Origin of the sequence: Streptomyces sp. NPDC053493, assembly GCF_044544825.1 — a bacterium.
Taxonomy (GTDB): Bacteria; Actinomycetota; Actinomycetes; order Streptomycetales; family Streptomycetaceae; genus Streptomyces.
Window position 1 is genome coordinate 48,363 of sequence record NZ_JBITXS010000009.1, and the last position, 26,975, is coordinate 75,337.

Below are 26,975 nucleotides of genomic sequence, written 5' to 3' on the forward strand. Positions count from 1 at the left end.
GCCACTGATCCACCCGGCTCGGTCGCGGACCGGCGCGGATCCGCCGGGACGCGCCTCAGCCGGACACCGCGTGCGGGACCAGCTCCTCGGGCGGCGTCAGGGCCGCCGTCTGCTCCCGCAGCCAGCCGAGCAGCGCGGCGATCCGCCCGTCCCGCTCTGGCGGGCGCGGGCTGAGCAGCCCGTAGTCCGTTCCGTCCGCCACGAACCCGTACGGGGCCGCCAGCTGGCCCCGTACGAGATCGTCGTGGACGAGCGCGTACGGGCCGACGGCGACGCCCACGCCGGCCACGGCCGCCTGGAGCGCCAGATAGAAGTGCTCGAAGGTCTGCTCCCGGCCGCCGCCCGGCGCGCCGAGGGCGGGGGCCGCGTTCCGGTCGCGGGCCGTGCTCCGGTCGCGGGCCGTGCTCCCGCCGACCGGGCCACGGGAGGCGGACAGCCGGTGCCAGTCGGCCCAGGCGGACGGCCGGGTGGCGGAGTGCAGCCGGGTCACCGGTCCACCGCCGGTGAGCCGGCCGGCGAGTTCGGGGCGGCAGACCGGGCCGATCCACTCCGCGAAGAGCGGCACCCGGCTCACTCCCTCCGGCACCGGGAAGTCGTCCCGGCGCAGCGCCACGTCCACCGTGTCCCGCGCGAACGCCGGCGGACCGCCGCCCGCCGACAGGTGCACGGTCAGTTCGGGGTGCCGCGCGGAGAGGTCCGGCAGGCGCGGGATGAGCCAGCGCATCAGCAGCGTGGGCTCGCAGGACAGCGCCAGCGGGCCGCCGCGCCGCCGGCCTGAGGCCTCCACGGCCGCGGCCTCGATCAGGTCGAGCGCCTCACGCACGGCCGCGGCGAGGCGCCGGGCCTGCGGCGTCGGGTGGAGGGAGCGCGGACGGCGCTCGAACAGGAGCGTTCCGAGGGCCTTCTCCAGATGCTGCACCTGGCGGCTGACGGCCCCGTGGGTGACGTGGAGTTCCCGGGCGGCGCGGGTCATGCTCGCGTGGCGCACGGTCGCCTCGAAGGGGAGCAGGGTGTTCAGCGGGGGCAGGTCGGGCCGGCTCATGGGTGCAACCTAGCGGCCGGGGCCGGTGAGGACGTGTGAAAAATCCTCACCGGTGGAGTGAGAAGGAATCGCTTGTCCTGCGGCTTCACGGGAAGACAGGGTTGATCCCGTCACATCGGGTGATCCGAGAGATGGGAATCCCAGCGATGCCGCCGTCCACCGTCGTCATCCTCGCCGACGACCTCACCAGCGCCGCCGACGGCGCCGCGCCCTTCCGGAGGTCCGGCCACCGAGCCCTGGTCCTCTTCGACGGCGGGGGCGGGAGCGCCGGGAGCGCGCGGGACGCCGGGAGCGCCGGGAGCGTCAGCAGCGCCGAGGACGCCGGGAGCGCCGAGGACGGCGCGGGCGCCTGGGGCGCCGAGGACGGGGCGGGCGCCGCGTACGAGGGCGGTGTCACCGCCGTCGACCTCGGCACCCGCGTCGTCGACGTGACCGAGGCCGACGCCCGGACCGAGCGCGCGGCCCGCGCGTACGCCGGCGCGGACCTGCTCCTCAAGACCGTCGACTCGACCCTGCGCGGCCATGTGGCCGCAGAACTCCGCGCCGCCCTCGCCGGTTCCGGCCGGCGCGCCGCGATCCTCGCTCCCGCCTTCCCCGGCGAGGGCCGTACGACGGTCCGCGGCGTGCAGTACGTCCGGGGCGTACGGGTCGACGCGAGCGAGTTCGCCCGCGACCCGGCCCACCCGGTGCGTACGGCCGACCTGGCCCGCCTCCTGCCGGAAGCCCTCGTCGTCGAACCCGACCGGCTCGCCGACCTGGCCGGACTGGTGGAGGGAGGCGTCGGCGGTCCGGGCCGGGTGCTCGCGTGCTCGGCCGCCACCGAGGCCGACCTCGACGCGGTCGTCGCCGCTGTGCCCCGCCCCGAGGACGTCCTCTGGGCCGGCTCCCCGGGCCTCGCCGGCGCGCTGGCCCGCCGTCACACCCGTCATCCCGCCGACCCGCTCCCTGAACTGCCCGCCGCGCGCCGTCCCTTGGCGGTCGTCGGCAGCGCCAACCCCGCGAGCCGCCGCCAACTCGCCGCCCTGCGGCACGCGACCTCCGGCCCGGCCGTCGCCGCCCTCCACACGCCTGAGGAACGCGACCACGATCCCGCCGTACCGCTGCGCCGCCTCGTCGAGGAGGTGACGCGGACGACCGCCGCCGGCCTCGCCGACGGGCTCGTCCTCACCGGCGGCGAGACCGCCGCCGCCGTCCTCGGCGCGCTCGGCGCCACCGGCATCGAACTCCACGACGAACCCGAGCCCGGCATCGCCCGCGGCACCCTCCACGGGCCCGCCGTGCCCCGCCTGCCCGTCCTCGTCAAGGCGGGCGGCTTCGGCGACGACGGCACCCTCGTCCGCCTCCACGCCCTCCTCACCCGCGGAGCGCACCGATGACCCGGCCCATCGCCGTCACCATGGGCGACCCGCACGGCATCGGCCCGGAGATCACCGTCCGCGCCTGCGCCGACCCGCGCCGCACCGCACCCGTCCTCGTCATCGGCGATCCCGGTACCCTCGCCCGCGCCTGCCGCACCACCGGCGTCCGGCTCCAGGTGCGCGAGCTCGACGCGACGGGCCCGGCGGCCGGCGCCGGCCGCACGCCCGGCGTCCTCGACGTCCTCGCCGAAGGACCCTGCCTGCCCGCGGACCTCGCCCTCGGCACCGTGGACGCCCGCGCCGGAGCCGCCTCCTACGCGTACGTCCGCCGCGGCGTCGCACTCGCGCTCGCCGGAGAGGTACGGGCGCTCACCACGGCCCCGATCAACAAGGAGGCGCTCCGGCTCGCCGGCGTGCCCCACCCCGGCCACACCGAGATCCTGGCCGAGCTCTCCGGCACCGAGCGCTACGCGATGATGATGGCCAACGACGAACTGCGGATCGTCCTCGTCACCGTCCACCAGTCACTGCGCACCGCGATCGACGCGCTCACCGTCGAGCGGGAACTGGACGTCATCCGGCTGACCGACCGGGCCCTGCGCGGCACGACGCCCTCCTCCGGGACGGCGGCCACGACCCGGACCGGAGGCGCGGCCGGGACCGTAAGCGCTGCCGAGGCCGGAGGCGCGGCCGGGCCTGGAATCCCGGCCGGGACCGTGAGCGCCGCCGGGGCCGGAGGCGCGGCCGGGACCGGGACCGGGACCCGTCCGAGGATCGCCGTCGCCGCCCTCAACCCGCACGCCGGTGAGAACGGCCTCTTCGGCCGCGAGGACCTCGACGTCATCGCCCCGGCCGTCGCCGCCGCCCGCGCCGAGGGCATCGACGCGAGCGGACCCTGGCCCGCCGACACCGTCTTCATGCGCGCCCGGGCCGGCGAGTTCGACGCCGTCGTCGCCCAGTACCACGACCAGGGCCTGATCCCCGTCAAGTACCTGGGTCTGGAGCACGGCGTCAACATCACCCTCGGCCTGCCGTTCGTGCGCACCAGCGTCGACCACGGCACCGCCTTCGACCTCGCGGGCACCGGCACCGCCGACCACACCAGCCTGCTCACCGCCCTGCGTCACGCCGACCAGCTGTCCGCACGTCCGTAAGGGAACCGATGGACTTCGTCTTCATGCTCACCCGCGACGACCGGACCGTCACCGACTGCCTCCATGTCCTCGACTCCGTCCGCGAGCTCGGCATCACCCACATCGGCTTCAAGGACGTCGGCGTCGACACCGCCACCCTGCGCCGCCTCCACGAGCAGATCCGGGCGCTCGGCGCGACCAGCCACCTGGAGGTCGTCTCGACCGGCCGCGCGCAGGCCCTCGACTCCGTACGCACCGCCGCCGACCTCGGCGTCGACTGGCTCCTCGGCGGCACCTGGATCGAGGAGACCCTCGACCTGCTCGCCGGCACCGCCGTCCGCTACCTGCCCTTCGCCGGCGAGCCCCACGGCCACCCGACCCGCCTGGCCGGCACCCCGGCCCGTATCGCCGAGGACTGCCGCCGCGCCGAGGCCGCCGGCTGCGCGGGCGTCGACCTGCTCGCCCACCGCGCCACCGAGGCCGACCCGCTCGACCTGGTGCGCGCGGCCCGCGCCGCCACCGCCGGCCGCCTCGTCGTCGCGGGCTCGCTCACCACCTCCGCCCAGATCCAGGCCCTCGCCGAGGCCGGCGCCGACGCGTTCACCGTCGGCTCGGCGGCCTTCGCCGGAGCCCTGCGCCCGGACGCCGGCTCGCTCGCCGCCCAGCTCACGGAGGCGCTCACGGCGGCGGCCTGAACCCGGCGGCCCGAGCCCGCAGGTCCGCCGTCGCGGCGGAGCCGGAGCCTCCGCCGGCACCGGACAGGGCAGCGCCCGGCACCGCATACCCTTGTTGCATGAGCAGCAGCGACCGGAGCCAGACAGTGGACGTCCAGCGAACCTACGAAGTGCGCACCTACGGGTGCCAGATGAACGTCCACGACTCCGAGCGGCTCTCCGGCCTCCTCGAGGAGGCCGGCTACGTCAAGGCTCCCGAGGGCGCCGACGGCGACGCCGACGTCGTCGTCTTCAACACCTGCGCGGTGCGTGAGAACGCCGACAACAAGCTGTACGGCAACCTCGGCCGGCTCGCCCCGCGCAAGGCCTCGCGCCCCGGCATGCAGATCGCCGTCGGCGGCTGCCTCGCGCAGAAGGACCGCGACACCATCGTCAAGAAGGCGCCCTGGGTCGACGTGGTCTTCGGCACGCACAACATCGGCAAGCTGCCGGTCCTGCTGGAGCGCGCCCGCGTCCAGGAGGAGGCGCAGGTCGAGATCGCGGAGTCCCTCGAGGCCTTCCCGTCGACGCTGCCCACCCGCCGCGAGTCCGCGTACGCCGCGTGGGTGTCCATCTCCGTCGGGTGCAACAACACCTGTACGTTCTGCATCGTCCCGGCGCTGCGCGGCAAGGAGAAGGACCGCCGGCCCGGCGACATCCTCGCCGAGATCGAGGCCCTGGTCGGCGAGGGCGTCTCCGAGATCACCCTGCTCGGCCAGAACGTCAACGCGTACGGCTCCGACATCGGCGACCGCGAGGCCTTCTCCAAGCTCCTGCGCGCCTGCGGCACCATCGAGGGCCTGGAGCGGGTGCGCTTCACCTCGCCGCACCCGCGCGACTTCACGGACGACGTCATCGCGGCCATGGCCGAGACGCCGAACGTGATGCCGCAGCTGCACATGCCGCTCCAGTCCGGCTCGGACACGGTCCTGAAGGCGATGCGCCGCTCGTACCGCCAGGAGCGTTTCCTCGGGATCATCGAGAAGGTGCGCGCCGCGATCCCGCACGCCGCCATCTCCACCGACATCATCGTGGGCTTCCCCGGAGAGACCGAGGAGGACTTCGAGCAGACCATGCACACGGTCCGCGAGGCCCGCTTCGCGAACGCCTTCACCTTCCAGTACTCCAAGCGCCCCGGCACGCCCGCGGCGACCATGGAGGGCCAGATCCCGAAGGAGGTCGTGCAGGCGCGCTACGAGCGTCTGGTCGCCCTCCAGGAGGAGATCTCCTGGGAGGAGAACAAGAAGCAGGTCGGCCGCACCCTGGAGGTCATGGTCGCGGAGGGCGAGGGCCGCAAGGACGGCGAGACCCACCGCCTGTCCGGCCGCGCGCCCGACAACCGGCTCGTCCACTTCACCAAGCCCGACGAGGACGTCCGCCCCGGCGACGTGGTGACCGTCGAGATCACCTACGCGGCCCCGCACCACCTCCTCGCCGAGGGCCCCGTCACCTCCGTCCGCCGCACCCGCGCCGGCGACGCCTGGGAGAAGCGCACCGCCGCCGCCCAGGCGAAGCCGTCCGGCGTCCTGCTCGGCCTCCCGAAGATCGGCGTCCCGGAGCCGCTCCCGGTCGCGGACGCGCCGGCCTGCGGAAGCCACTGACGGCAGGCGGCGAGCGGGCGCCGGTCCGCTCGCCGCTGACGCCGGCCCTGTTCGCCGGGCCCGCCGGGCGGGGCGGCTTCCGTGGCGGCTTCCGCGGGAGCCTTCATGGAGGCGCCGGTCTCCGGCTGCCCGTGCGTCCGGCGCAGTAGGCTGCGGATCATGCTTGTCGCCGCTGCCGTCTGTCCCTGCCCTCCGCTGCTCGTGCCCGCCGTCGCGGCCGGTGCCGCCTTCGAGCTCGCCGAGGCGCGTACGGCCTGTTCCGACGCGCTCGGGGTGCTCGCCGCCTCCCGTCCCGACCGGCTCGTCGTCGTCGGCCCCGCCGGCGAGGGCGCCCGGGGCACGTATCCGGCCGGTTCCGCCGGGTCCTTCGCCTCCTTCGGCGTGGAGCAGTCCGTACGGCTCGGCAGCGGGCCCGGCGGCGACCGCCCGCTGCCCGCGTCGCTCGCCGTGGCCGCCTGGCTCCTGGAGCACACCGACTGGGCCGCCGCGCCCGTCGAGGGCCTCGGCGTCGGCGAGCCCCTGGAGGCCGAGCGCTGCGCGGCCACCGGCCGGGAGATCGCCGCGTCGGCGGACCGGGTGGCGCTGCTCGTGATGGGCGACGGCAGCGCCTGCCGCACCCTGAAGGCACCTGGATACCTCGACGATCGAGCCGAGGCGTTCGACGCGGAGGCGGCCCGCGCCCTGGGCACGGCGGACCCGGCCGCGCTCCTGGCCCTGGACGCGGAACTCGCGTACGCACTGAAGGCGGCCGGCCGCGCCCCCTGGCAGGTCCTCGCGGGCGCCGCCGAGGGCGCGGGCCTCGCGGGCCGGCTGCTCTACGAGGACGCCCCGTACGGCGTGGGCTACTTCGTCGCCGCCTGGAGCTGAAACCCGCGGAGCGGCTGAAGCCGTGGAAGGGCTGAACCGTTAGAACGGACGACACCCGCCCCCACCCGTAGAACGGCGGACGGCCGTGGAGCGCGGTGCTCCACGGCCGTCCGCCGTTGCGGAGGGACTGTCAGGCAGTCGGCGGCGTCGGCGGCGGGGCCGACGGCGGGGGAGTGCCCCCGTCCTTGTGCGCCAGCCGCTCGATGGCCTCCTTGGCCTTGCCCGTACCGGATTCGATCTTGTCGCTGTACTTGCCCTTGGTCTTCTCGTCGACCTTCCTGGCGGCCTTCTCCAGGCCGTGCTCGACCTTTCCCCCGTGCTGCTGCGCGAGGTCGGAGACCTTGTCCTTCGCCGGGGCGAGCTTGGCCTTCAGTGAATCCAGGAGACCCATGGGGTCACCATCCCTCCGACGGACCCAGCGGGTCCGTGCCGTTCCGTTCGAGCCGTGCCTTCTGGGCTCGCCTACTGACGGGCGCCTTCGCCGGCCTCGTTGTCCGCGGCCTCCTCCGCCGACTGCTGCTTCGGGATCTCCACGCTCTCGGCGACCTCGGTAACCTCAGCGGCATCGGTGATCACGGAGGCCTCCGTGACGTCCACGGCCTCGGCCGGCCGCGCGGGCTCGGTGGCGGCCTCCGCGCCCTCCGGTGCGGCGGTCTCCGCGTCCTCCGTGACGGCCGTCGAGGCCGCCGTCCCGGCGGCCTCTTCGACGGAATCCTTGGAATCCTTACTCTTCCGGCGAAACAATGCGAAAACGCCCATATCTGCTCCCTAGCGTACTCAGGGTCGGATTTCCGCAACAGGCAACGAAGCCGGACGAGGGCCGTCACGTCGCTCATTCGGGGACGCGCCGTGAGGTTTGCGAGACTGGGGCGGTGAGAAGTGCAGCTCCCGCCCCGCGGGTCATCGCCGTCGTCGGCCCCACAGCGGCCGGAAAGTCCGATCTGGGCGTTTTCCTCGCCCAGCAGCTGGGCGGCGAGGTCGTCAACGCCGATTCGATGCAGCTCTACCGAGGGATGGACATCGGCACCGCCAAACTGACGCTGGAGGAGCGCGGCGGCGTCCCGCACCACCTCCTGGACATCTGGGACGTGACCGAGGCCGCCAGCGTCGCCGAGTACCAGCGGCTCGCCCGCGCCGAGATCGACCGGCTGCTCGCCGAGGGCCGCAGCCCGATCCTGGTGGGCGGTTCCGGGCTCTACGTGCGGGGCGCGATCGACGTCCTCGACTTCCCCGGCACCGACCCGGAGGTCCGGGCCCGCCTGGAGGCCGAGCTGGAGGAGCGCGGCTCCGGCGTCCTGCACGCTCGTCTCGCCGCCGCCGACCCCGAGGCCGCCCGCGCGATCCTGCCCAGCAACGGCCGGCGCATCGTCCGGGCCCTCGAGGTCATCGAGATCACCGGCAAGCCGTTCACGGCCAACCTTCCCGGCCACGACTCCGTCTACGACACCGTCCAGATCGGCGTCGACGTCGCCCGCCCGGAGCTCGACGAGCGGATCGCCACCCGGGTGGACCGCATGTGGGAGGCCGGACTGGTCGACGAGGTGCGCGCCCTGGAGGCCGTCGGGCTGCGCGAGGGGCGCACGGCCGCCCGCGCGCTCGGGTACCAGCAGGTGCTCGCCGCGCTCGCGGGGGAGTGCACCGAGGACGAGGCGCGCGCCGAGACCGTGCGCGCCACCAAGCGCTTCGCGCGCCGTCAGGACTCCTGGTTCCGGCGCGACCCGCGGGTGCACTGGCTCAGCGGCGCCGCCGCGGACCGCGGGGAACTCCCGCGACGGGCGCTGGCGTTGGTCGAACGAGCGGTCACAGCCTGATCACGTGATGGCATCGGGACGTCATGCCCGTCATTCAGGGGGTCGGCGGCGTGCCATCATCGAGCATCGATCGACCAAGTGGAGTCCGAGTTGGGAGGGCGCGTGGCGATGGAGGCCGGCCCTCGCGACACCGAGCAGCAGGGCGCCGTCCGGGGCGAAGTCCCCGGTGAGGCGCCCGGTCTGACGCCGGACGGCCCGGATCAGGCCGAAGGCAGCGCCGTCGAGGTGGACGCGGCGGAAGTCGAGGTGGAACTGCGCCCGCAGCGCCGCCTCAGGATCTGGCAGCTCGCTCCCATCGTGGCGCTCGCGGCCGTCGGCTCCCTGATGTTCGCCTTCCCGCTCGCCTTCGGCTCGGGCGACGGCGGCGCCGTCGTCGCCATGCTGGGCCTGCTGATCAGCTCCTGCGCGGCCGGCTGGGGCATGATGGCCGCCCGCCGCGTCGGCCACACCTGGCCCGGCCTTCCCGCCCGCGGCTCCGGCGCCCGCCCGAACTGGCGCGTCCTCGCCCTGTACGTCGCCTTCAGCGCCCTCCTGGTGGTCCTGGCGGTCTGGCGGGTGGCCCGCCTCCGCTGACGGCCCGGGCCCCGGGCAGGAGGCGTGCCCGGTCGGCCGGCCGGTCCGCCGCAGCCCGCGCCGGTTTGCGGCCGCCCCCGGCCCCGTACCGCCCCGGCCCCGCCCCGTACCGCCCCCGTCCCGCCCCGTACCGCTCCGTGGACCGTCGCGGCCCCTGTCGTAGCCGACCCGTACAGTTGATCCCGTGACCAGCACGCAGACCTCGCCCCTCGCCTTCCTCAAGGGCCACGGCACCGAGAACGACTTCGTGATCGTCCCCGACCCGGACAACGCCGTCGACCTGCCTCCGGCCGCCGTCGTCCGGCTCTGCGACCGGCGGGCCGGGATCGGCGGGGACGGCGTGCTGCACGTGGTGCGCAGTGCCGCGCATCCCGAGGCGCGGGAGATGGCCGACGAGGCCGAGTGGTTCATGGACTACCGCAACGCGGACGGCTCCGTGGCCGAGATGTGCGGAAACGGCGTACGGGTCTTCGCGCGCTATCTGCAGCACGCCGGCCACGTCACGGCCGGCGAGGTCGCCGTCGCCACCCGCGGCGGCGTCAAGCGCGTCCACCTCGACAAGGACGGCTCCGTGACCGTCCGCATGGGCAGGGCCCTGCTGCCCGAGGCCGGAGTCACCGTGACCGTCGACGGCCGCAGCTGGCCCGCCCGTAACGTGAACATGGGCAATCCGCACGCGGTCGCCTTCGTCGAGTCCCTCGACCACGCCGGCACCCTGTTCACCGAGCCGCCCTACGAGCCGGCCGCGGTCTACCCGGACGGCGTCAACATCGAGTTCGTCGCCGACCGCGGTCCCCGCCACGTCGCCATGCGCGTCCACGAGCGCGGCGCCTCCGAGACCCGTTCCTGCGGCACGGGCGCGTGCGCGGTCGCCGTCGCCACCGCCCGCCGCGACGGCGTCGACCCGGCCGAGACCGGCACCCCGGTCACGTACACGGTCGACGTCCTCGGCGGCACCCTCACCATCACCGAGCACCCCGACGGCGAGATCGAGATGACCGGCCCGGCCGTGATCGTCGCCGAGGGCACCGTCGACCCGGCCTGGCTCGGCGAAACCGCCGGATTCGAAACCGTCAACGACTGATTCGTCCCTCGAATGGGTGATCCGGTTCGCGCTCGGCGCGAGCGGGACTGCCCTGCGTGGTGGGGTCGGTAGCATCAAGCACCGGCCCGCCGGGCACGCCTGCCCGGCCACCGCCGGTCGACGCCGCCGGAGGTGCCCCCATGAGCGCAGAGGCCACCAATCCCGTGAGCGAGGCCGGGGCCACCGGCCCCGACGCTCCCGGCCGCAGACGAGCCCGCCCGAGGATCGACCTGCGCCGGCTGGGCCGGGCCGCGCTGCTCGGCGCCACCGCGGGGCCCGCCGTACGCGACCGGCTGCCCGACGCCATCGGGCACGTCGCCGAGGCCCACCGCGCCCATCATCCCGACGCCGACCTGGCCGTGCTGCGCCGGGCCTACGTCCTCGCCGAGTCCTCGCACCGCGGCCAGTTCCGCAAGAGCGGCGAGCCGTACATCACGCACCCGCTCGCGGTCACCCTGATCCTCGCCGAACTCGGCGCCGAGACCACGACCCTGACCGCCTCGCTGCTCCACGACACCGTCGAGGACACCGAGGTGACGCTCGACCAGGTCCGAGCGGAGTTCGGCGACGAGGTCGCCTATCTCGTCGACGGCGTGACCAAGCTGGAGAAGGTCGACTACGGCGCGGCGGCCGAGCCCGAGACCTTCCGCAAGATGCTCGTCGCCACCGGCAGCGACGTCCGGGTCATGTCGATCAAACTCGCCGACCGGCTGCACAACATGCGCACCCTCGGCGTGATGCGCCCCGAGAAACAGGCCCGCATCGCCAAGGTCACCCGCGACGTCCTCATCCCGCTCGCCGAGCGCCTCGGCGTCCAGGCGCTCAAGACCGAGCTGGAGGACCTGGTCTTCGCCATCCTCCATCCCGAGGAGTACGAGACGACCCGCGCCCTCATCGCCGCGAACCCGGACGCGCCCGACGCCCTCGCCGCCATCGCCGACCAGGTCTCCGGCGTGCTGCGCGAGGCCGGCATCGGAGCGGAAGTCCTCGTCCGGCCAAGGCACTTCGTGTCCGTCCACCGGGTCCGCCGCAAGCGCGGCGAACTGCGCGGCAGCGACTTCGGACGGATCCTCGTCCTGGTCGCCGAGGACGCCGACTGCTACGCCGTCCTCGGCGAGCTGCACACCTGCTTCACGCCGGTGATCTCCGAGTTCAAGGACTTCATCGCCGCGCCCAAGTTCAACCTCTACCAGTCGCTGCACACCGCCGTCGCCGCGCCCGACGGGGCCGTCGCGGAAGTCCTCATCCGCACCCACCGGATGCACCGGGTCGCCGAGGCCGGCGTCGTCGCCCTCGGCAACCCGTACGCGGCGGCGCCCGACGGTCCCGAGGCAGGCGAGGGCGGCGAGGGCGGCGAGCCCGGCGAAGGCACCGAGAGTGCGGGAGACGGCGAGCGCGTCGACCCGACCCGGCCCGGCTGGCTCTCCCGGCTCCTCGACTGGCAGCAGTCCACTCCCGACCCGGACACCTTCTGGAGCTCGCTGCGCGCCGACCTCGCCCAGGACCAGGAGATCACCGTCTTCCGCACGGACGGCGGCGCCACGACCGCGATCAGCCTGCCCGCCGGTGCCACCTGCGTCGACGCCGCGTACGCCCAGCACGGAGAGGCCGCCCACGGCTGTCTCGGGGCGCGGGTCAACGGCCGGCTCGCGCCGCTCAGCACCGTCCTCCACGACGGCGACACCGTCCAGCTGCTGCTCGCCCAGGACGCCGCCTCCGGGCCCTCGCCGGAGTGGCTCGACCACGCCCGTACTCCCGCCGCGCGGATCGCCATCACCGGCTGGCTCCAGGCGCATCCGGAGGCCGCCAAGGCGCCCGCCGCGGCTCCGCGCCCGCCGGCCAGCGTCACCGCCGACCGGCGCTCGGGCACCCGGCTGCGCGCCGAACTTCCCGACGGTCCGGAAGGCTCCGGAGGTGCCGGCGCCGGGGCGGGCACCGGGGCGGCGGCGGTCCGGCCGGCAGGGTGCTGCACTCCCGTACCGCCCGACGAGATCACCGGATTCGTCGTCCGCGGCGGTGCCGTCACCGTCCACCGCACCGGCTGCGCCACCGTCGACACCATGCGACGGCTCGGCCGCACACCGGTCACCGTGCACTGGGGCGACACCGCCGAATGCCGCGTCACGCTCGTCGCCGAGTCCTTCGGCCGGCCCGGGCTGCTCGCCGACCTCACCGAGGCCATCGCCGCCGAGGGCGCCGCCGTCGTCTCCGCCACCGTCGCGCCGCCCAGCGAGCAGCGGGTCCGCCACACGTACACCCTCCAACTCCCCGACGCGGCGGGCCTGCCCGCCCTGATGAAGGCCATGCGGGACGTGCCGGGCGTGTACGACGTGGGCCGGGCCCGGCACCCGGCGTCACCGGAGCTGTGATCCGGGATCCAATATCCGGTATCCCGGATTCCGACCCCGGATATTGGATCCAGGATCCGAAGGCGCGAGCCCGGGGCCGGGACCTCGGATCCGATATCCCGGATCCAAGGTCCAGGATCCAAGGTCTTGGATCCTGGATCCGAAGCCGCCCGTGACCCCTTCGAGTGGCGGGCGCGCGCGTCGCCCGGGGCGGCGGTTCGCGCCCTGGTAGCGGTAGCCCATGCCGCTCCCCTCCCACGCCAGCCGCACCCCGAATCCGTCGCCCCGCGCGCGCGGCGCCCGATCGCACAGGCTGCGCTCCGCCGTGCTCGTCGCCCTCTCCGCGGGCCTCGTCGCCGCCACGCTGCCCGCCTCCGCGCCCACGCCGCTGGGCATCGGCGACCCGCTCTTCCCGCAGCTCGGCAATCCCGGCTACGACGTCCTGACGTACGACATCGGCCTGACCTACCCCGGCCGCAACACCGCCCCGCTCGCCGGCGTCACCCGGATCGAGGCGCTGGCCACCGCCGACCTGGACCGGATCAACCTCGACTTCACCCACGGCACGGTGTCCGCCGTCACCGTCGACGGCGAGCCGGCCGAGTGGACCAGCAGCGGCGAGGACCTGGTGATCACCCCGGCCCGGCCGGTCGCCGAGGGCGAGGCGCTGGAGATCACCGTCGACCACACCAGCGACCCGAGCGGGCCGGAGGACTCCGGCGGCTGGGTCCGCACCAGCGACGGACTCGCCATGGCCAACCAAGCCGACGCGGCCCACCGGGTCTTCCCGTCCAACGACCACCCGTCCGACAAGGCGTACTTCACCTTCCGGATCACCGCCCCCAGCACGCTGACCGCCGTCGCCAACGGTCTGCGCGAGAGCCGGGTCCGGGACGGCGACACCACGACCTGGACCTATCGCACCGTCCACCCGATGGCCACCGAGCTCGCCCAGGTCTCCATCGGCACGTCCACCGTCGTGCACCGCAAGGGCCCGCACGATCTGCCCGTACGGGACGTCGTGCGGACCGCCGACCGGGAGGTCCTGGAGCCGTGGCTGCGGCGCACTCCCGGTCACCTGGAGTGGCTGGAGAGCCGGCTCGGCCCGTACCCGTTCGAGAACTACGGCGTCCTGATCTCCGACGCCGACACCGGCTTCGAGCTGGAGACGCAGACGCTCTCGCTCTTCGAGCGCGGCTTGTTCACCGAGCCCGGTTACCCGGAGTGGTACGTCGACTCCGTCATGCTGCACGAACTGGCCCACCAGTGGTTCGGCGACAGCGTCTCGCCGCGCGCCTGGTCCGACCTGTGGCTCAACGAGGGGCACGCCACCTGGTACGAGACGCTCTACGCGGAGGAGAAGGGCGGCCCGACCCTGGAGCAGCGCATGAAGGCCGCCTACGGCGCCTCCGACCGGTGGCGGGCGGACGGCGGCCCGCCGGCCGCGCCGAAGCCGCCGGAGCCCGGACAGAAGATCAGCCTCTTCCGCCCCGTCGTCTACGACGGGGCCGCGCTGGTGCTGTACGCGCTCCGCCACGAGATCGGCGCCGAGGCCTTCGAGCGGCTGGAGCGCAGGTGGGTGAGCGAGCACCGGGACGGCACGGCCTCCACCGCGGACTTCACGGCCCTGGCGGCCGAGGTCTCCGGCCGCGACCTGACCCGCTTCTTCGCCGACTGGCTCTACGCCGAGAGGACGCCGCCCATGCCCGGGCACCCCGACTGGCGGTCGCCCGCCGCCGGGCGGACCGCGGCGGGCGCGGCGAAACCGGGGTGACGGGCCCGGCCCGGCCGTGACACCATCTTCTGGTCGGCGGCGCGGCCGGGCCCCGGGAATTACTTCCGGGCGTCACACGTTGTGATTGCCGTAACGGACTTTTCTTCGACGTAAGGATCAAATGACCTCCTCTTCATCTTCTTCCCAGGACAAGCAGCAGAGCTTCGCGGAGACGAGCCGCACCGAGAGCCTTCGGGCCGATGCCCTGATGGAAGAGGACGTCGCCTGGAGCTTCGAGATCGACGGAGAGCGGGACGGCGAGCAGTTCGATCGCTCCGAGCGTGCGGCTCTGCGCCGTGTCGCGGGCCTCTCCACCGAGCTCGAGGACGTCACCGAGGTCGAGTACCGGCAGCTGCGCCTCGAGCGCGTCGTGCTGGTCGGTGTGTGGACCTCGGGGACGGTGCAGGACGCGGAGAACTCCCTCGCGGAGCTCGCGGCCCTCGCCGAGACGGCGGGTGCCCTGGTGCTCGACGGCGTGATCCAGCGCCGCGACAAGCCGGACCCGGCCACCTTCATCGGCTCGGGCAAGGCGCAGGAGCTGCGGGACATCGTGCTCGAGACCGGCGCCGACACCGTCGTGTGCGACGGTGAGCTTAGCCCCGGCCAGCTGATCGCCCTCGAGGACGTCGTCAAGGTGAAGGTGGTCGACCGGACCGCCCTCATCCTCGACATCTTCGCCCAGCACGCCAAGTCCCGAGAGGGCAAGGCGCAGGTCGCCCTGGCGCAGATGCAGTACATGCTGCCGCGCCTGCGCGGCTGGGGTCAGTCGCTCTCCCGTCAGATGGGTGGCGGCGGCGGTGGCGGCATGGCCACCCGTGGTCCCGGTGAGACCAAGATCGAGACGGACCGGCGCCGGATCCGCGAGAAGATGGCGAAGATGCGCCGGGAGATCGCGGAGATGAAGACCGGCCGCGACATCAAGCGGCAGGAGCGGCGCCGCCACAAGGTGCCGTCGGTCGCCATCGCCGGATACACCAACGCCGGCAAGTCGTCCCTGCTCAACCGCCTCACGGGCGCGGGCGTGCTGGTGGAGAACGCGCTGTTCGCCACACTCGACCCGACCGTCCGGCGGGCCGAGACGCCGACCGGCCGGGTGTACACCCTGGCCGACACCGTCGGCTTCGTCCGCCATCTGCCGCACCACCTGGTCGAGGCGTTCCGCTCCACGATGGAGGAGGTCGGCGACGCCGATCTCATCCTGCACGTGGTCGACGGCTCGCACCCGGCTCCGGAGGAGCAGCTGGCGGCGGTGCGCGAGGTGTTCCGCGACGTCGGCGCGATGGACGTGCCGGAGATCGTGGTGATCAACAAGGCGGACGCGGCGGATCCGCTGGTGCTCCAGCGTCTGCTGCGGACGGAGAAGCACTCGCTCGCGGTCTCCGCCCGGTCGGGTGTGGGCATCGAGGAGCTGCTCGCGCTGATCGACGCCGAGCTGCCGCGGCCGCAGGTCGAGATCGAGGTCCTCGTGCCGTACACGCAGGGCGGCCTGGTCTCGCGGGTGCACGCCGAGGGCGAGGTGATCTCCGAGGAGCACACCCCGGAGGGCACGCTGCTCAAGGGCCGGGTGCACGAGGAACTGGCGGCGCTGCTCGCGCCGTTCGTCCCCGCCGCGCACTGACGCCCGCCCGGCTCGGCCCGGGCCGGAACGACGAAGGCGCCGGCCGCCTCCCGTGAGGGAGACGGCCGGCGCCTTTTCGTGTCACGGCCGGCGCCTTTGCGAGTCACCGCCGGTCGCCGGAGCGGTGGATCAGCGGGCGAACTTCTTGCTGATCATCTCGTGGGCCGCCTTGGCGCCCTTGCCCAGCTGAGGGCCGGCCAGCCAGCCGTTGCTGCCGGCCGGGCCGATCGAGGTGTTCGACACGAGCGCCGTGGTGCCGTTCGGCAGCACGCGGAACCAGCCGCCGCCCGAGGAACCGCCGGTCATGGTGCAGCCGATCCGGTACATCACCGGCGTGGCCGGGGCCGTGGTCAGGCGGGTGGGGCGGTCGAGGCACTTGTGCATGATCATGCCGTTGTACGGCGGCGCGGCCGGGTAGCCCCAGGCGCCGACGGTGCCGGCCTGGGCGGGCTGCGGCGCGGAGAAGTCGACCGGCAGGGCCACGCCCACCGTCTCCTCCAGGGACTTGCGGCCCTGCTGCGGCTGGACGTGCAGGATGGCGTAGTCGTACGGCCAGGCCTGGTTGGTGCCGCCGCTCTGGATCCAGTCACCGGAGGTCACGACCCAGTCGGCCCAGTACTGGCCGTAGGGGTAGACCTCGTGCGGCTGGGCGTTGCGCAGCGCGGCGGGCGACTTGCCCAGGTCGTTGAAGGCCGGCGCGAACATGATGTTGCGGTACCAGCCGCCCCGCTTGCCCGCGTGCACGCAGTGACCGGCGGTCCACACCAGGTTGGACTTCCCGGGGTGGCGCGGGTCCTTCACGATGGTGCCGGAGCAGACCATGTGGCCTTCCGGGGCGTCGAAGAAGATCTTGCCGACCGGGGCCGCGTAGCGGTGGTACGGCGTCTTCTCGCGCTGCGCGGTCACGGGCCGGGGCGTCGGGTCGGTGCCGCCGGTGCCGGCCTGCGCGGTGATGGTCTGGTCGGGACTCTTGGCGGACTGCATCCGCTCCGGGTTCCACAGGCCGTCGATCACCGGGTTGACGAAGTCCTCGGCCTCACGGAGCCAGGTGTCCTTGTCCCAGTTCTTCCAGTCGCCGTTCTTCCACTTGTCGATGTCGACGCCGTGCTTCTTCAGCTTGTCGGCGAGGTCCTTCGGCAGAGCCGAACCGGAGCCGGCGTCCGAGCCGGAGCCGGCGTCGGCGGGGCTCGCGTCGGCGGTCGTGCCGGCCGGCTTGTCGGCCGCCGGCGTCTCCGTCGGACCGCAGGCGGTGGCGGTCAGCGCGAGCGCGAGCGCCGCCGCCACGCCGGAGACGGCGGGCAGGAGTCGTATGGAACGCATGAAGTGATGTCCCCCTGGGATGTTTCGCGCGTCCGGCCGGCCGACAGGCCTCGTCAAGGATTGCCATGGACGCGTCACTAGCGGTTGCACAGTATGCCCGCACGGGCGCGGGCGGGACCGCTCGGGTCCCGCCCACGCCTGCCAAGGCCCTTACTGGTTCGCGTACTTCTTGCTCACGCCGTCGAAGAGCGCCTTCGCGTCGGCGCCGAGCCGCGGACCGGCCAGCCAGCCGGCCGACACCGGACCGATCGAGGTGTTCGACACCAGCGCCGGCTTGCCGTCCTTGCCCGTGGCCACCCAGCCGCCGCCTGACGAACCGCCGGTCATGGTGCAGCCGATCCGGTACATCGTCGGCTGGTCGGCCTTCACCGACAACCGGCCCGGCTTGTCCGCGCACTGGTACATCTTCTGGCCGTCGAACGGCTTGCCCGCCGGGAAACCGGTCGCCGTCATACTCGCGATCTTCGGGACCGCCGGGGCGTTGAAGTCCACCGGGAGCGCGGAACCGACCGTCTCCTCCAGGGACTTGCCGTTGCCGCCCTTCTCCGGCGTCACGTGCAGCACCGCGAAGTCGTACGGCGCGCCCTTGCCGCCGGTCTGGCCGCCCTGGTCGATCCACTGCTGGGAGGTCTGCGCCCAGTCGCTCCACCACACGCCGTACGGCGCGATCTCCTCGCGCGTCGCGTTCTCCAGCGCCGAGGTCGACCTGCCCGCGTCGTTGTACGACGGGACGAAGGCGATGTTGCGGTACCAGCCGCCCTTCTTGCCGGCGTGCACGCAGTGCCCGGCCGTCCAGACCATGTTGGACCGGCCCGGGTGCGCCGGGTCCCGCACGACCGTCGCCGAGCAGACCATCGAACCCTCGGGCCCGTCGAAGAAGACCTTGCCGGAGGCGGGCTCCGTCGAGTGGTACGGAGGCTCCACGGGCTTCGCCCTCACCGGCGACGGCGTCGGGTCGGTCACGCCCTTGTCACCCGAGATGTCCTCCTCCTCGACCGGCTTGTCGGGGCGCTCGGCGTCCCGCATCCGGTCCGGGTCCCAGAGGTCCTCGATGATCGGGTTGACGAAGTCCTTGGCCTCCCGCAGCCACTTGTCCCTGTCCCAGTTCTTCCACTCGCCGCCGCGCCACTTGTCCACGTCTATGCCGTGGTCCTTCAGACGCTTCTTCAGGTCCTCGGGAATCGTGATCTTGCCGCCCGTGGACGGGGTCACGGAGGCGCTGGGCTTGTCACCCCCCGCGTTGTCCTCGGTCGGACCGCAGGCGGTCGCCGTCAGCGTCAACGCCGCGACGGCGGACGCTGCGGCCAGCAGCGGACGAATCGATCGCATCTCGTGATCCCCCTGGGACTACGTCAACTTTTGTCTTGCATCAGTGAACAGCGGCGGCACGGAACCCCGCGCCGCGTGAAGCCCCCACTATGCCGGTGCCGGAGGGGACGGCAGGAGGCAGGGCCGCGGTTCCGGCACCGGCGGGCCGTTGCCGTGCCGTGATCCGGGACACGCCAAGGAACTTGGCCGCCGCCCGTGATCCCCGGCAAACCCCGTCGTTGGTACGTACGGGGGATTCACCGGCAACCTTCAGGACCGTCCGCGGGGCGGTCCTGCAACGTACCGATGTGCAACGCAACCGTTACAGCGGGAGGACACCGAGCGTGGCCGTGACCGAACCAGCTCCGGCCGTAGCGGCGGCCGCGCGGACCTGCGAGGACCATCGCACGACCGTCGAAGGGGGCGTCCAGGACGGCATCCTGCGCCGCCAGGCGCAACGCGAGTCCGCCGCCCGCACCTACGCGCGCTCGCTGCCGATCGTCCCCGTCCGGGCCCGGGGCCTCACGATCGAGGGCGCCGACGGCCGCCGCTATCTGGACTGCCTCTCCGGCGCCGGGACCCTGGCCCTCGGCCACAACCATCCCGTCGTCCTGGAGGCCGTCCGCAAGGTCCTCGACTCGGGCGCGCCCCTGCACGTCCTGGACCTGGCCACGCCGGTCAAGGACGCCTTCGTCACCGAGCTGTTCGCCACCCTGCCGGCCGAACTCGCCGCCGACGCCCGCATCCAGTTCTGCGGGCCCGCCGGCACCGACGCCGTGGAAGCCGCCCTCAAACTCGTCCGCACCGCCACCGGCCGGCGCGGCGTCCTCGCCTTCAGCGGCGCCTACCACGGCATGACGGCCGGCGCCCTCGACGTCTCCGGCGGCGCCGACGACGTCCGCGTCGCCCGCCTTCCCTACCCCAGGGACTACCGCTGCCCCTTCGGCATCGGCGGCGACCGGGGCGCCGAACTCGCCGCCCGCTGGACCGAGAACGCCCTCGACGACCCCAAGAGCGGCATCCCCGCGCCCGCCGGGATGATCCTCGAACCCGTCCAGGGCGAGGGCGGCGTCATCCCCGCCCCGGACGGCTGGATGCGCCGCATGCGGAAGATCACCGTCGACCGCTCCATCCCACTGATCGCCGACGAGGTCCAGACCGGCGTCGGCCGCACCGGCGCCTTCTGGGCCGTCGAACACAGCGGCGTCGTTCCCGATGTGATGGTCCTGTCCAAGGCCATCGGCGGCTCCCTCCCGCTCGCCGTCGTCGTCTACCGTTCTTCGCTCGACGCCTGGGAACCCGGCGCCCACGCCGGCACCTTCCGCGGCAACCAGCTCGCCATGGCCGCGGGCCGCGCCACCCTCGCCTACGTACGGGAGAACAAGCTCGCCGAACGGGCCGGCACCCTCGGCGCCCGCATGCTCGGACAGCTCCAGGGCCTCGCCGCCGCCGACCCGCGCATCGGCGACGTCCGCGGCCGCGGCCTGATGATCGGCATCGAACTCGTCGACCCCGAGGCCACCGGCCCGGACGACCTCGTCCCGCCGCCCGACCCCGACCTCGCCCGCGCCGTCCAGCGCCACTGCCTCGACCGCGGCCTCATCGTCGAACTGGGCGGCCGGCACAACGCGGTGGTCCGCCTGCTGCCCCCGCTCACCCTCACCGACGAGCAGGCGAACGCCGTCCTCGACCGCTTCGCCGACGCCCTGGCCGCCGCCGAACGGGACCCCACGCCCCGACCGTCCGAGCCGTCCCCCTGAACCCGGACAACCGACCCCGCCCGGCCCCTTCCCCCCTCCCAAGGAAGCCCCCGTGAACCCCACCCCCGCCCCTGCCCCCGAAAGCCCCGCCACCGGCCCCCTCACCGCCGAACCCACGGTGCCCCGCCAGTACCAGGCGTCCCACACCGGCCCCGCCGCCACGGCACTCGCCGAGGCCCCCGCGCCCGACCCGCTGGACGACCCCGACCCCGCCCGGGCCGCCGACAGCGCCGCCGTCGAGAACCTGCTGCGCTGCTGGGTACGGGAGAAGAACCTGCCCGCACCGGACGGCACCGGCCCCCTCCGCATCCCGCTCGACGCCAGCGGCACCGCCCTCCTCGTCCCCGTCCGCCACTGGTCGCCCACCGGCTGGCACCGCTTCGGCGCCCCCGCCCTCGAAGGCCTCCCGGCCACCGCCCCGTCCGTCGACGCCGTCACCGTCGCCGCCCTGCTCAGCCGCGAGACCGGCCGCCCCGAAGGCACCGAACTCGTCGGCCGCGTCGCCGACTCCGCCCGCCGCACCGCCGACTTCATCGCCGAGCGCCGCCGCGATCCCCGGCCCCGGCCCGAGGCCGACCTCTTCCTCACCGCCGAGCAGTCGCTGCTGCTCGGCCACCCGCTCCACCCCACGCCCAAGAGCCGCGAAGGACTCTCCGACGCCGAAGCCCGCCTCTACTCACCCGAGTTGCACGGCTCCTTCCCTCTCCATTGGATGGCCGTCGACCCCTCCGTCCTCGCCACCGACTCGGCCTGGACCGAACAAGGCCGCGCCGTCGCCGCCGCCCAGCTCACCGCCGGACTCGCCCAGGGCCTCGCACTCCCCGCCGGCACCACCGCCCTGCCCCTCCACCCCTGGCAGGCCCGCGAACTGCGCCACCGGCCCGCCGTCGCCGCGCTCCTCGACGCCGGCCTCCTCCACGACCTCGGCCCCCACGGCTCGCCCTGGCACCCCACCTCCTCCGTCCGCACCGTGCACCGCCCCGGCGCCCGGGCCATGCTCAAGCTCTCCCTCGGCGTACGGATCACCAACTCCCGCCGGGAGAACCTCCGCAAGGAACTCCACCGCGGCGTCGAGGTCCACCGCCTCCTGCGCACCGGCCTCGTCGACCAGTGGCAGGCCGCCCACCCGAGCTTCGACATCGTCCGCGACCCGGCCTGGATCGCCGTCGACACCGCCGACGGCCGGCCCGTCCCCGGACTCGACGTCATGATCCGGCACAACCCCTTCACCACCGGCGACGACGCCGTCTGCCTCGCCTCGCTCACCTCCCCGCGCCCCTGGCCCGGCTCTCCCCGGATGCGCTCACGCCTCGCCGAACTGATCCTCCGGCTCGCCGCCCGCACCGGCCGACCCACCACGGCCGTCGCCGCCGAGTGGTTCCTGCGCTACCTCGACCTCGTGGTCCGCCCCGTCCTCTGGCTCGACGGCCACGCCGGCGTCGCCCTGGAAGCCCACCAGCAGAACACCCTGGTCCTCCTCGACCCCGAGGGATGGCCCGCCGGCGGCCGCTACCGCGACAACCAGGGCTACTACTTCCGCGAATCCCGCCGCGACGAGCTGGAGGCCCGCCTCCCCGGCATCGGCGCGGTCAGCGACACCTTCGTCTCCGACCAGGTCACCGACGAACGCTTCGCCTACTACCTCGGCATCAACAACGTCCTCGGCCTCATCGGCGCCTTCGGCTCCCAGCACCTCGCCGACGAACGCGTCCTGCTCGCCGCCCTGCGCCGGTTCCTCACCACCGCGACGGGTCTCGGCTCCCCGCTGCCCCATCGGCTCCTGGAGGCCGCGACCCTGCGCTGCAAGGCCAACCTCCTCACCCGGCTGCACGGCCTCGACGAACTCGTCGGCCCGGTCGACACCCAGTCCGTCTACGTCACCATCACCAACCCCCTCCGCGCCTGACTCACCGCTGTCCCCGCACACCGCACACCGCCCACCACCGACCCGCCGAGAGGAGAGCACCTCCGTGCCTCCCACCGAAGCGCAGCCCGGCATCGCGAACCCACCCGGTGCCGACCCGGACGCCGACGACACCCTCGACCTCCACCTGCCCGAGGAACTCCTCGCCCTCCTCACCCCGGCCGAGCAGCGACCGGACACCGACGGCGACCTCCTCGACGACCTCCCCTCCTGGCAGCCGGCCACCACACCGGCCGGCCGCTTCCAACTCGTCCCCGTCCGCCTCGACCGCGACCTGCCGCTCGTCACCCGCTGGATGAACGACCCGGCCGTGGCCGCCTTCTGGGAGCTCCAGGGCCCCGAGAGCGTCACCGCCGACCACATCCGCGCCCAACTCGACGGCGACGGCCGCAGCGTGCCCTGCCTCGGCGTCCTCGACTCCACGCCCATGAGCTACTTCGAGATCTACCGCGCCGACCTCGACCCGCTCGCCCGTCACTACCCCGCGCGCCCGCACGACACCGGCATCCACCTCCTCATCGGAGGCGTCGCCGACCGCGGCCGCGGCCTCGGCACCACGCTCCTGCGGGCCGTCGCCGACCTCGTCCTCGACCACCGGCCCCGGTGCACCCGGGTCCTCGCCGAACCCGACCTGCGCAACACCCCTTCCGTATCCGCGTTCCTCGCCGCCGGCTTCCGCCTCTCCGCGGAAGTCGACCTGCCCGACAAACGAGCGGCGCTCATGGTCCGCGACCGGGCCCTGCGTCACGTTCTGTGAACACCCTCTGCCTTACATACACCGCTCGACCCACAGCGGTTCCCACCCCGAGGAGTCCTCGTGTCGACGTCCCCTGCACCCCACGACTCCGCACTGCCCGCAACGCCCACCACGTCCGCGTCCGCCACGCCCGCCCAGCCCGCCACGCCTGTCCCCGGCTGTCCTCCCGAACTCAACCCGACCGCCTGGAACCGGGCCGCCGCCCGGCTGCTCGCCAAGGCCGTCGCCGAGTTCGCCTACGAGGAGATCGTCGAGCCCCGCCCGGCCGACCCCGCCGCGACCGCGCCCGACCGCCCCGGCGGCTACACCCTCACCCTCGACGACGGCGGCACCCTCGCCTTCACCGCCCGCCGCGGCGCCTACGGCAGCTGGCGGATCGACCCCGGCTCGATCACCGTCGACGGCCGGCCCGCCACGGACCCGCTGGCCTTCCTCGTCCGCGCCCGCCGCCTCCTCGACCTCGACGGCGCGACCCTCGGCCACCTCATCCGCGAGCTCACCACCACCCTCGCCGCCGACGCCCGCCTCGACCACACCGCGCTGCCCGCCGCCCACCTCGCCGACCTCGGCTACGCGGAACTCGAAGGCCACCAGACCGGCCACCCGTGGCTCGTCCTCAACAAGGGCCGGATCGGCTTCTCCGCCGCCGACACCGCCCACTGGGCCCCCGAGGCCCGCCGGCCCGCCCGCCTCCCGTGGATCGCGGTCAGCAGCCGGATGGCCGCCTACCGCGGCGTCCCGGGCCTCGACACCCCCGACCTGCTCTACGCCCGCGAACTCGACCCGGAGACCCGCGACACCTTCCGCGACACGCTGCGCGCCCGCGGCCTCGACCCCGACGCCTACCTCCTGCTGCCCGTGCACCCCTGGCAGTGGGACGAGATCGTGCTGCCGCTCTACGCTCCCGCCATCGCCTCCGGAGCGGTCGTCCCGCTCCCCGCCGACACCGACCTCAGGCTGCCGCAGCAGTCCGTCCGTACCTTCCTCAACACCACACGGCCCGACCGGCACACCGTCAAACTGCCGCTGTCCGTCCTCAACACCCTGGTCTGGCGCGGACTGCCCACCGAGCGCACCCTCGCCGCCCCGGCCGTCACCGCCTGGGTCCACGGGCTGCGCGACGCCGACCCCTTCCTGCGCGACGAGTGCGGCGTGATCCTCCTCGGCGAGGTCGCCTCCGTGACCGTCGAGCACCCGCTCTACGACCAGCTGCCCGAGGTGCCCTACCAGTACAAGGAACTCCTCGGCGCCATCTGGCGCGAGCCCCTGCGCCTGCCGCCGGGCGAGCGCGCCCGCACCCTCGCCGCCCTGCTCCACACAGACCCGGACGGCCGGGCCTTCGTCGCCGAACTCGTCGAGCGCTCAGGACTCGCGCCGCGCGCCTGGCTCCAGCGGCTCTTCGCCGCCCTGCTGCCGCCGCTGCTGCACTTCCTCTACCAGTACGGCACCGTCTTCTCCCCGCACGGCGAGAACGCCATCGTCGTCTACGACGAGCAGGACGTGCCCGTACGCCTCGCGATCAAGGACTTCGTCGACGACGTCAACATCAGCGCCGTACCGCTCCCCGAGCACACCGGCATGCCCGACGACGTGCGGGCCGTGCTGCTCACGGAGGAACCCGACTTCCTCACGCAGTTCATCCATTCGGGTCTGTTCGTGGGCGTCTTCCGCTACCTGGCGCCGCTGTGCGAGGAGCAACTGGACGTGCCCGAGGAGGAGTTCTGGACGCTGGTACGCGCCGAGATCCTCCGCCACCAGGCGGGCTTCCCGGAGCTGAAGGAACGGTTCGAGCTGTTCGACCTGCTCGTGCCGCGGATCGAGCGGCTCTGCCTGAACCGGAACCGACTCCACCTCGACGGCTACCGCGACCGCCCCGAGCGGCCCCACGCGGCCGTCCACGGGACCGTTGCGAACCCGCTCGCGTGATCGCCGGGACGGCCCCGGCTGTCAGTGCCGCCCCGTAGGGTGGAGGGGCTATGACGAAGCCATCCCTCCCTGATCTCCTCCACGCCGCCGTCTCCGCCGTCGGCGGTGTGGAGCGCCCCGGCCAGGTCACCATGGCCGAGGCCGTGGCCGAGGCCATCGACGACGGTTCCCACCTCCTCGTCCAGGCCGGCACCGGCACCGGTAAGTCCCTCGGCTATCTCGTGCCGGCGCTGGCGCAGGGAGAGCGCGTGGTGGTCGCGACGGCGACGCTGGCGCTCCAGCGCCAGCTCGTCGAGCGCGACCTGCCGCGGACCGTCGACGCGCTGCACCCGCAGCTGCGCCGCCGTCCGGAGTTCGCCATGCTCAAGGGCCGGTCGAACTATCTGTGCCTGCACCGCCTCCACGAGGGCGTCCCGCAGGACGAGGAGGACGGCCTCTTCGACCCCTTCGAGGCGGCCGCGCCCACGAGCAAGCTCGGCCAGGACCTCCTGCGGCTGCGGGACTGGTCCGACGAGACCGAGACCGGAGACCGGGACGACCTCACGCCGGGCGTCTCCGACCGGGCCTGGGCCCAGGTCTCGGTCTCCTCGCGCGAGTGCCTGGGCGCGAGCAAGTGCGCGTACGGGGCGGAGTGCTTCGCCGAGGCGGCCCGTGAGCGGGCCAAGCTGGCCGAGGTCGTCGTCACCAACCACGCGCTGCTCGCCATCGACGCGATCGAGGGCGCTCCGGTGCTGCCGCAGCACGAGGTGCTGATCGTCGACGAGGCGCACGAGCTGGTCTCCCGGGTGACCGGCGTGGCCACCGGTGAGCTCACTCCCGGCCAGGTCAACCGCGCGGTGCGCCGGTCCGCGAAGCTGGTCGACGAGAAGGTCGCCGACCAGCTGCAGACCGCCGCCGAGGGCTTCGAGAGGCTGATGGAGCTGGCGCTGCCGGGCCGTCTGGAGAAGATCCCCGAGGACCTGGCCTACGCGCTGGCGGCGCTGCGCGACGCCTCCCGTGCGGTGATCACCGCCCTCGGTTCCACCCGCGACCGCTCGGTCCAGGACGAGGACGCCGTCCGCAAGCAGGCGCTCGCCTCGGTGGAGACCGTCCACGGCGTCGCCGAGCGGATCACCCAGGGCTCGGAGTATGACGTCGTCTGGTACGAGCGGCACGACCGCTTCGGGGCTTCGCTGCGGGTCGCGCCGCTGACCGTCTCCGGCCTGCTGCGCGAGAAGCTGTTCGCGGACCGCTCCGTGGTGCTGACCTCGGCCACGCTCAAGCTGGGCGGCGACTTCAACGGCGTGGGCGCCTCGCTGGGCCTGGCTCCCGAGGGCGTCCAGGGCGACGACCTGCCGGTCTGGAAGGGCATCGACGTCGGTTCGCCCTTCGACTATCCGAAGCAGGGCATCCTCTATGTCGCCAAGCATCTGAACCGGCCCGCGCGGGACGGCGAGCGCGGCGACATGCTCGACGAGCTGACCGAGCTGATGCAGGCCGCCGGCGGCCGGACGCTCGGCCTGTTCTCCTCGATGCGCGCCGCGCAGCAGGCGGCCGAGGAGCTGCGGACCCGGATTCCCGAGCTGCCCATCCTGCTCCAGGGCGAGGACACGCTCGGTGAGCTGATCAAGAACTTCGCCGCCGACCCGAAGACCTGTCTGTTCGGCACGCTGTCGCTCTGGCAGGGCGTGGACGTCCCCGGGCCGAGCTGTCAGCTGGTCGTCATGGACAAGATCCCCTTCCCGCGCCCGGACGACCCGCTGATGAGCGCCCGGCAGAAGTCGGTCGAGGACGCCGGCGGCAACGGGTTCATGGCGGTGGCGGCGACCCACGCGGCGCTGCTCATGGCGCAGGGCGCCGGCCGTCTCGTACGGGCATCGGGTGACCGCGGTGTGGTGGCGGTGCTGGATCCGCGGCTGGCGACGGCTCGGTACGGCAGCTATCTGAAGGCCTCGCTGCCGGACTTCTGGTACACGACGGACCGGAACCAGGTGCGCAGGTCGCTGGCGGCTATCGACGCGGCGGCCACGGCGGCGGAGTCGTAACCGGTCATCGCCCGTCGTCCGATTCGGCGCGGGG

At 73.6% G+C, this 26,975-nt stretch carries 21 protein-coding genes; 16 read left to right on the top strand and 5 right to left on the bottom strand.

What is annotated here, in order from left to right; all coding sequences use genetic code 11:
* Window positions 1-55 precede the first annotated feature (55 nt).
* Window positions 56-1,042, bottom strand: a complete 987-nt coding sequence (locus ACIGO8_RS24335) for a LysR substrate-binding domain-containing protein (protein WP_399734399.1) — start codon at window positions 1,040-1,042, stop codon at window positions 56-58.
* Between the two features lie 131 nt (window positions 1,043-1,173).
* Here ACIGO8_RS24335 and ACIGO8_RS24340 point away from each other — a divergent pair, with 131 nt between their 5' ends.
* The 5 genes from ACIGO8_RS24340 (at window position 1,174) to ACIGO8_RS24360 (ending at window position 6,714) form a co-directional block, all read left to right on the top strand.
* Window positions 1,174-2,418 (top strand): four-carbon acid sugar kinase family protein, encoded by a 1,245-nt coding sequence (locus ACIGO8_RS24340; RefSeq protein ID WP_399734402.1) that lies wholly within the window; start codon window positions 1,174-1,176, stop codon window positions 2,416-2,418.
* Window positions 2,415-3,554 (top strand): PdxA family protein, encoded by a 1,140-nt coding sequence (locus ACIGO8_RS24345; RefSeq protein ID WP_399734404.1) that lies wholly within the window; start codon window positions 2,415-2,417, stop codon window positions 3,552-3,554. The genes ACIGO8_RS24340 and ACIGO8_RS24345 overlap by 4 nt, the downstream gene beginning before the upstream one ends.
* Before the next feature lie 8 nt (window positions 3,555-3,562).
* Window positions 3,563-4,228, top strand: coding sequence for a HisA/HisF-related TIM barrel protein (locus ACIGO8_RS24350; RefSeq protein ID WP_399734407.1), 666 nt, complete (start codon window positions 3,563-3,565; stop codon window positions 4,226-4,228).
* A 98-nt stretch (window positions 4,229-4,326) separates the two neighbouring features.
* Window positions 4,327-5,847: a tRNA (N6-isopentenyl adenosine(37)-C2)-methylthiotransferase MiaB gene (gene miaB / locus ACIGO8_RS24355; protein WP_399734410.1), complete on the top strand. Its 1,521-nt coding sequence runs from the start codon at window positions 4,327-4,329 to the stop codon at window positions 5,845-5,847.
* Window positions 5,848-6,006: 159 nt separating this feature from the next.
* On the top strand, window positions 6,007-6,714 hold the full coding sequence (locus tag ACIGO8_RS24360; protein ID WP_399734412.1) for a class III extradiol dioxygenase subunit B-like domain-containing protein: 708 nt from the start codon (window positions 6,007-6,009) through the stop codon (window positions 6,712-6,714).
* A 130-nt stretch (window positions 6,715-6,844) separates the two neighbouring features.
* Here the strand turns inward: ACIGO8_RS24360 and ACIGO8_RS24365 are convergent, their stop codons facing one another.
* Entirely contained in the window at window positions 6,845-7,105 is a 261-nt protein-coding gene (locus ACIGO8_RS24365) for an antitoxin (protein WP_399734414.1), read from the bottom strand.
* A gap of 71 nt (window positions 7,106-7,176) precedes the next feature.
* Window positions 7,177-7,473, bottom strand: a complete 297-nt coding sequence (locus ACIGO8_RS24370; protein ID WP_399734417.1) for a hypothetical protein — start codon at window positions 7,471-7,473, stop codon at window positions 7,177-7,179.
* 113 nt (window positions 7,474-7,586) lie between these two features.
* On the opposite strand from ACIGO8_RS24370, the gene miaA reads away from it, so the two are divergent.
* The 6 genes from miaA to hflX all read left to right on the top strand — a co-directional run bounded on the left by miaA (window position 7,587) and on the right by hflX (window position 15,922).
* Window positions 7,587-8,525: a tRNA (adenosine(37)-N6)-dimethylallyltransferase MiaA gene (gene miaA, locus ACIGO8_RS24375; RefSeq protein ID WP_399734420.1), complete on the top strand. Its 939-nt coding sequence runs from the start codon at window positions 7,587-7,589 to the stop codon at window positions 8,523-8,525.
* A gap of 108 nt (window positions 8,526-8,633) precedes the next feature.
* Complete coding sequence (locus tag ACIGO8_RS24380) at window positions 8,634-9,098, top strand: hypothetical protein (RefSeq protein ID WP_399735059.1); 465 nt, start codon at window positions 8,634-8,636, stop codon at window positions 9,096-9,098.
* A gap of 184 nt (window positions 9,099-9,282) precedes the next feature.
* The gene (gene dapF / locus ACIGO8_RS24385) at window positions 9,283-10,182 is read left to right on the top strand and encodes a diaminopimelate epimerase (RefSeq protein WP_399734423.1); all 900 of its coding nucleotides are present in this window, start codon (window positions 9,283-9,285) and stop codon (window positions 10,180-10,182) included.
* A gap of 140 nt (window positions 10,183-10,322) precedes the next feature.
* Complete coding sequence (locus tag ACIGO8_RS24390) at window positions 10,323-12,551, top strand: RelA/SpoT family protein (protein WP_399734426.1); 2,229 nt, start codon at window positions 10,323-10,325, stop codon at window positions 12,549-12,551.
* A 220-nt stretch (window positions 12,552-12,771) separates the two neighbouring features.
* Window positions 12,772-14,304, top strand: coding sequence for a M1 family metallopeptidase (locus ACIGO8_RS24395; RefSeq protein WP_399734429.1), 1,533 nt, complete (start codon window positions 12,772-12,774; stop codon window positions 14,302-14,304).
* A gap of 121 nt (window positions 14,305-14,425) precedes the next feature.
* Window positions 14,426-15,922, top strand: a complete 1,497-nt coding sequence (gene hflX, locus ACIGO8_RS24400; protein ID WP_399734432.1) for a GTPase HflX — start codon at window positions 14,426-14,428, stop codon at window positions 15,920-15,922.
* Between the two features lie 129 nt (window positions 15,923-16,051).
* On the opposite strand, the gene ACIGO8_RS24405 is transcribed toward hflX, so the two are convergent.
* Together ACIGO8_RS24405 and ACIGO8_RS24410 are read right to left on the bottom strand one after the other, a co-directional pair.
* The gene (locus ACIGO8_RS24405; RefSeq protein ID WP_399734435.1) at window positions 16,052-17,242 is read right to left on the bottom strand and encodes a trypsin-like serine peptidase; all 1,191 of its coding nucleotides are present in this window, start codon (window positions 17,240-17,242) and stop codon (window positions 16,052-16,054) included.
* Between the two features lie 150 nt (window positions 17,243-17,392).
* Window positions 17,393-18,571: a trypsin-like serine peptidase gene (locus tag ACIGO8_RS24410; RefSeq protein ID WP_399734438.1), complete on the bottom strand. Its 1,179-nt coding sequence runs from the start codon at window positions 18,569-18,571 to the stop codon at window positions 17,393-17,395.
* 323 nt (window positions 18,572-18,894) lie between these two features.
* Between ACIGO8_RS24410 and ACIGO8_RS24415 the strand changes: the two genes are divergently transcribed.
* From ACIGO8_RS24415 to ACIGO8_RS24435, 5 genes are all read left to right on the top strand, one after another.
* Window positions 18,895-20,310, top strand: coding sequence for a diaminobutyrate--2-oxoglutarate transaminase family protein (locus ACIGO8_RS24415; RefSeq protein WP_399734441.1), 1,416 nt, complete (start codon window positions 18,895-18,897; stop codon window positions 20,308-20,310).
* A gap of 52 nt (window positions 20,311-20,362) precedes the next feature.
* Entirely contained in the window at window positions 20,363-22,216 is a 1,854-nt protein-coding gene (locus ACIGO8_RS24420; protein WP_399734443.1) for an IucA/IucC family protein, read from the top strand.
* A gap of 64 nt (window positions 22,217-22,280) precedes the next feature.
* Window positions 22,281-22,991 carry a GNAT family N-acetyltransferase gene (locus ACIGO8_RS24425; protein ID WP_399734445.1) on the top strand — a complete coding sequence of 237 codons (711 nt, stop codon included), beginning with the start codon at window positions 22,281-22,283 and terminating at the stop codon, window positions 22,989-22,991.
* Between the two features lie 60 nt (window positions 22,992-23,051).
* Window positions 23,052-24,917, top strand: a complete 1,866-nt coding sequence (locus ACIGO8_RS24430) for an IucA/IucC family protein (RefSeq protein ID WP_399734448.1) — start codon at window positions 23,052-23,054, stop codon at window positions 24,915-24,917.
* Between the two features lie 50 nt (window positions 24,918-24,967).
* Window positions 24,968-26,941, top strand: a complete 1,974-nt coding sequence (locus tag ACIGO8_RS24435) for an ATP-dependent DNA helicase (protein ID WP_399734451.1) — start codon at window positions 24,968-24,970, stop codon at window positions 26,939-26,941.
* Window positions 26,942-26,975: the final 34 nt, after the last annotated feature.

Excerpts from the sequence above, each read along its gene's own strand:
- ACIGO8_RS24335 (WP_399734399.1), bottom strand. The coding sequence starts at position 1,042 with ATGAGCCGGCCCGACCTGCCCCCGCTGAACACCCTGCTCCCCTTCGAG.
- ACIGO8_RS24340 (WP_399734402.1), top strand. The coding sequence starts at position 1,174 with ATGGGAATCCCAGCGATGCCGCCGTCCACCGTCGTCATCCTCGCCGAC.
- ACIGO8_RS24345 (WP_399734404.1), top strand. The coding sequence starts at position 2,415 with ATGACCCGGCCCATCGCCGTCACCATGGGCGACCCGCACGGCATCGGC.
- ACIGO8_RS24350 (WP_399734407.1), top strand. The coding sequence starts at position 3,563 with ATGGACTTCGTCTTCATGCTCACCCGCGACGACCGGACCGTCACCGAC.
- miaB (WP_399734410.1), top strand. The coding sequence starts at position 4,327 with ATGAGCAGCAGCGACCGGAGCCAGACAGTGGACGTCCAGCGAACCTAC.
- ACIGO8_RS24360 (WP_399734412.1), top strand. The coding sequence starts at position 6,007 with ATGCTTGTCGCCGCTGCCGTCTGTCCCTGCCCTCCGCTGCTCGTGCCC.
- ACIGO8_RS24365 (WP_399734414.1), bottom strand. The coding sequence starts at position 7,105 with ATGGGTCTCCTGGATTCACTGAAGGCCAAGCTCGCCCCGGCGAAGGAC.
- ACIGO8_RS24370 (WP_399734417.1), bottom strand. The coding sequence starts at position 7,473 with ATGGGCGTTTTCGCATTGTTTCGCCGGAAGAGTAAGGATTCCAAGGAT.
- ACIGO8_RS24380 (WP_399735059.1), top strand. The coding sequence starts at position 8,634 with ATGGAGGCCGGCCCTCGCGACACCGAGCAGCAGGGCGCCGTCCGGGGC.
- ACIGO8_RS24390 (WP_399734426.1), top strand. The coding sequence starts at position 10,323 with ATGAGCGCAGAGGCCACCAATCCCGTGAGCGAGGCCGGGGCCACCGGC.
- ACIGO8_RS24395 (WP_399734429.1), top strand. The coding sequence starts at position 12,772 with ATGCCGCTCCCCTCCCACGCCAGCCGCACCCCGAATCCGTCGCCCCGC.
- hflX (WP_399734432.1), top strand. The coding sequence starts at position 14,426 with ATGACCTCCTCTTCATCTTCTTCCCAGGACAAGCAGCAGAGCTTCGCG.
- ACIGO8_RS24405 (WP_399734435.1), bottom strand. The coding sequence starts at position 17,242 with ATGCGTTCCATACGACTCCTGCCCGCCGTCTCCGGCGTGGCGGCGGCG.
- ACIGO8_RS24410 (WP_399734438.1), bottom strand. The coding sequence starts at position 18,571 with ATGCGATCGATTCGTCCGCTGCTGGCCGCAGCGTCCGCCGTCGCGGCG.
- ACIGO8_RS24435 (WP_399734451.1), top strand. The coding sequence starts at position 24,968 with ATGACGAAGCCATCCCTCCCTGATCTCCTCCACGCCGCCGTCTCCGCC.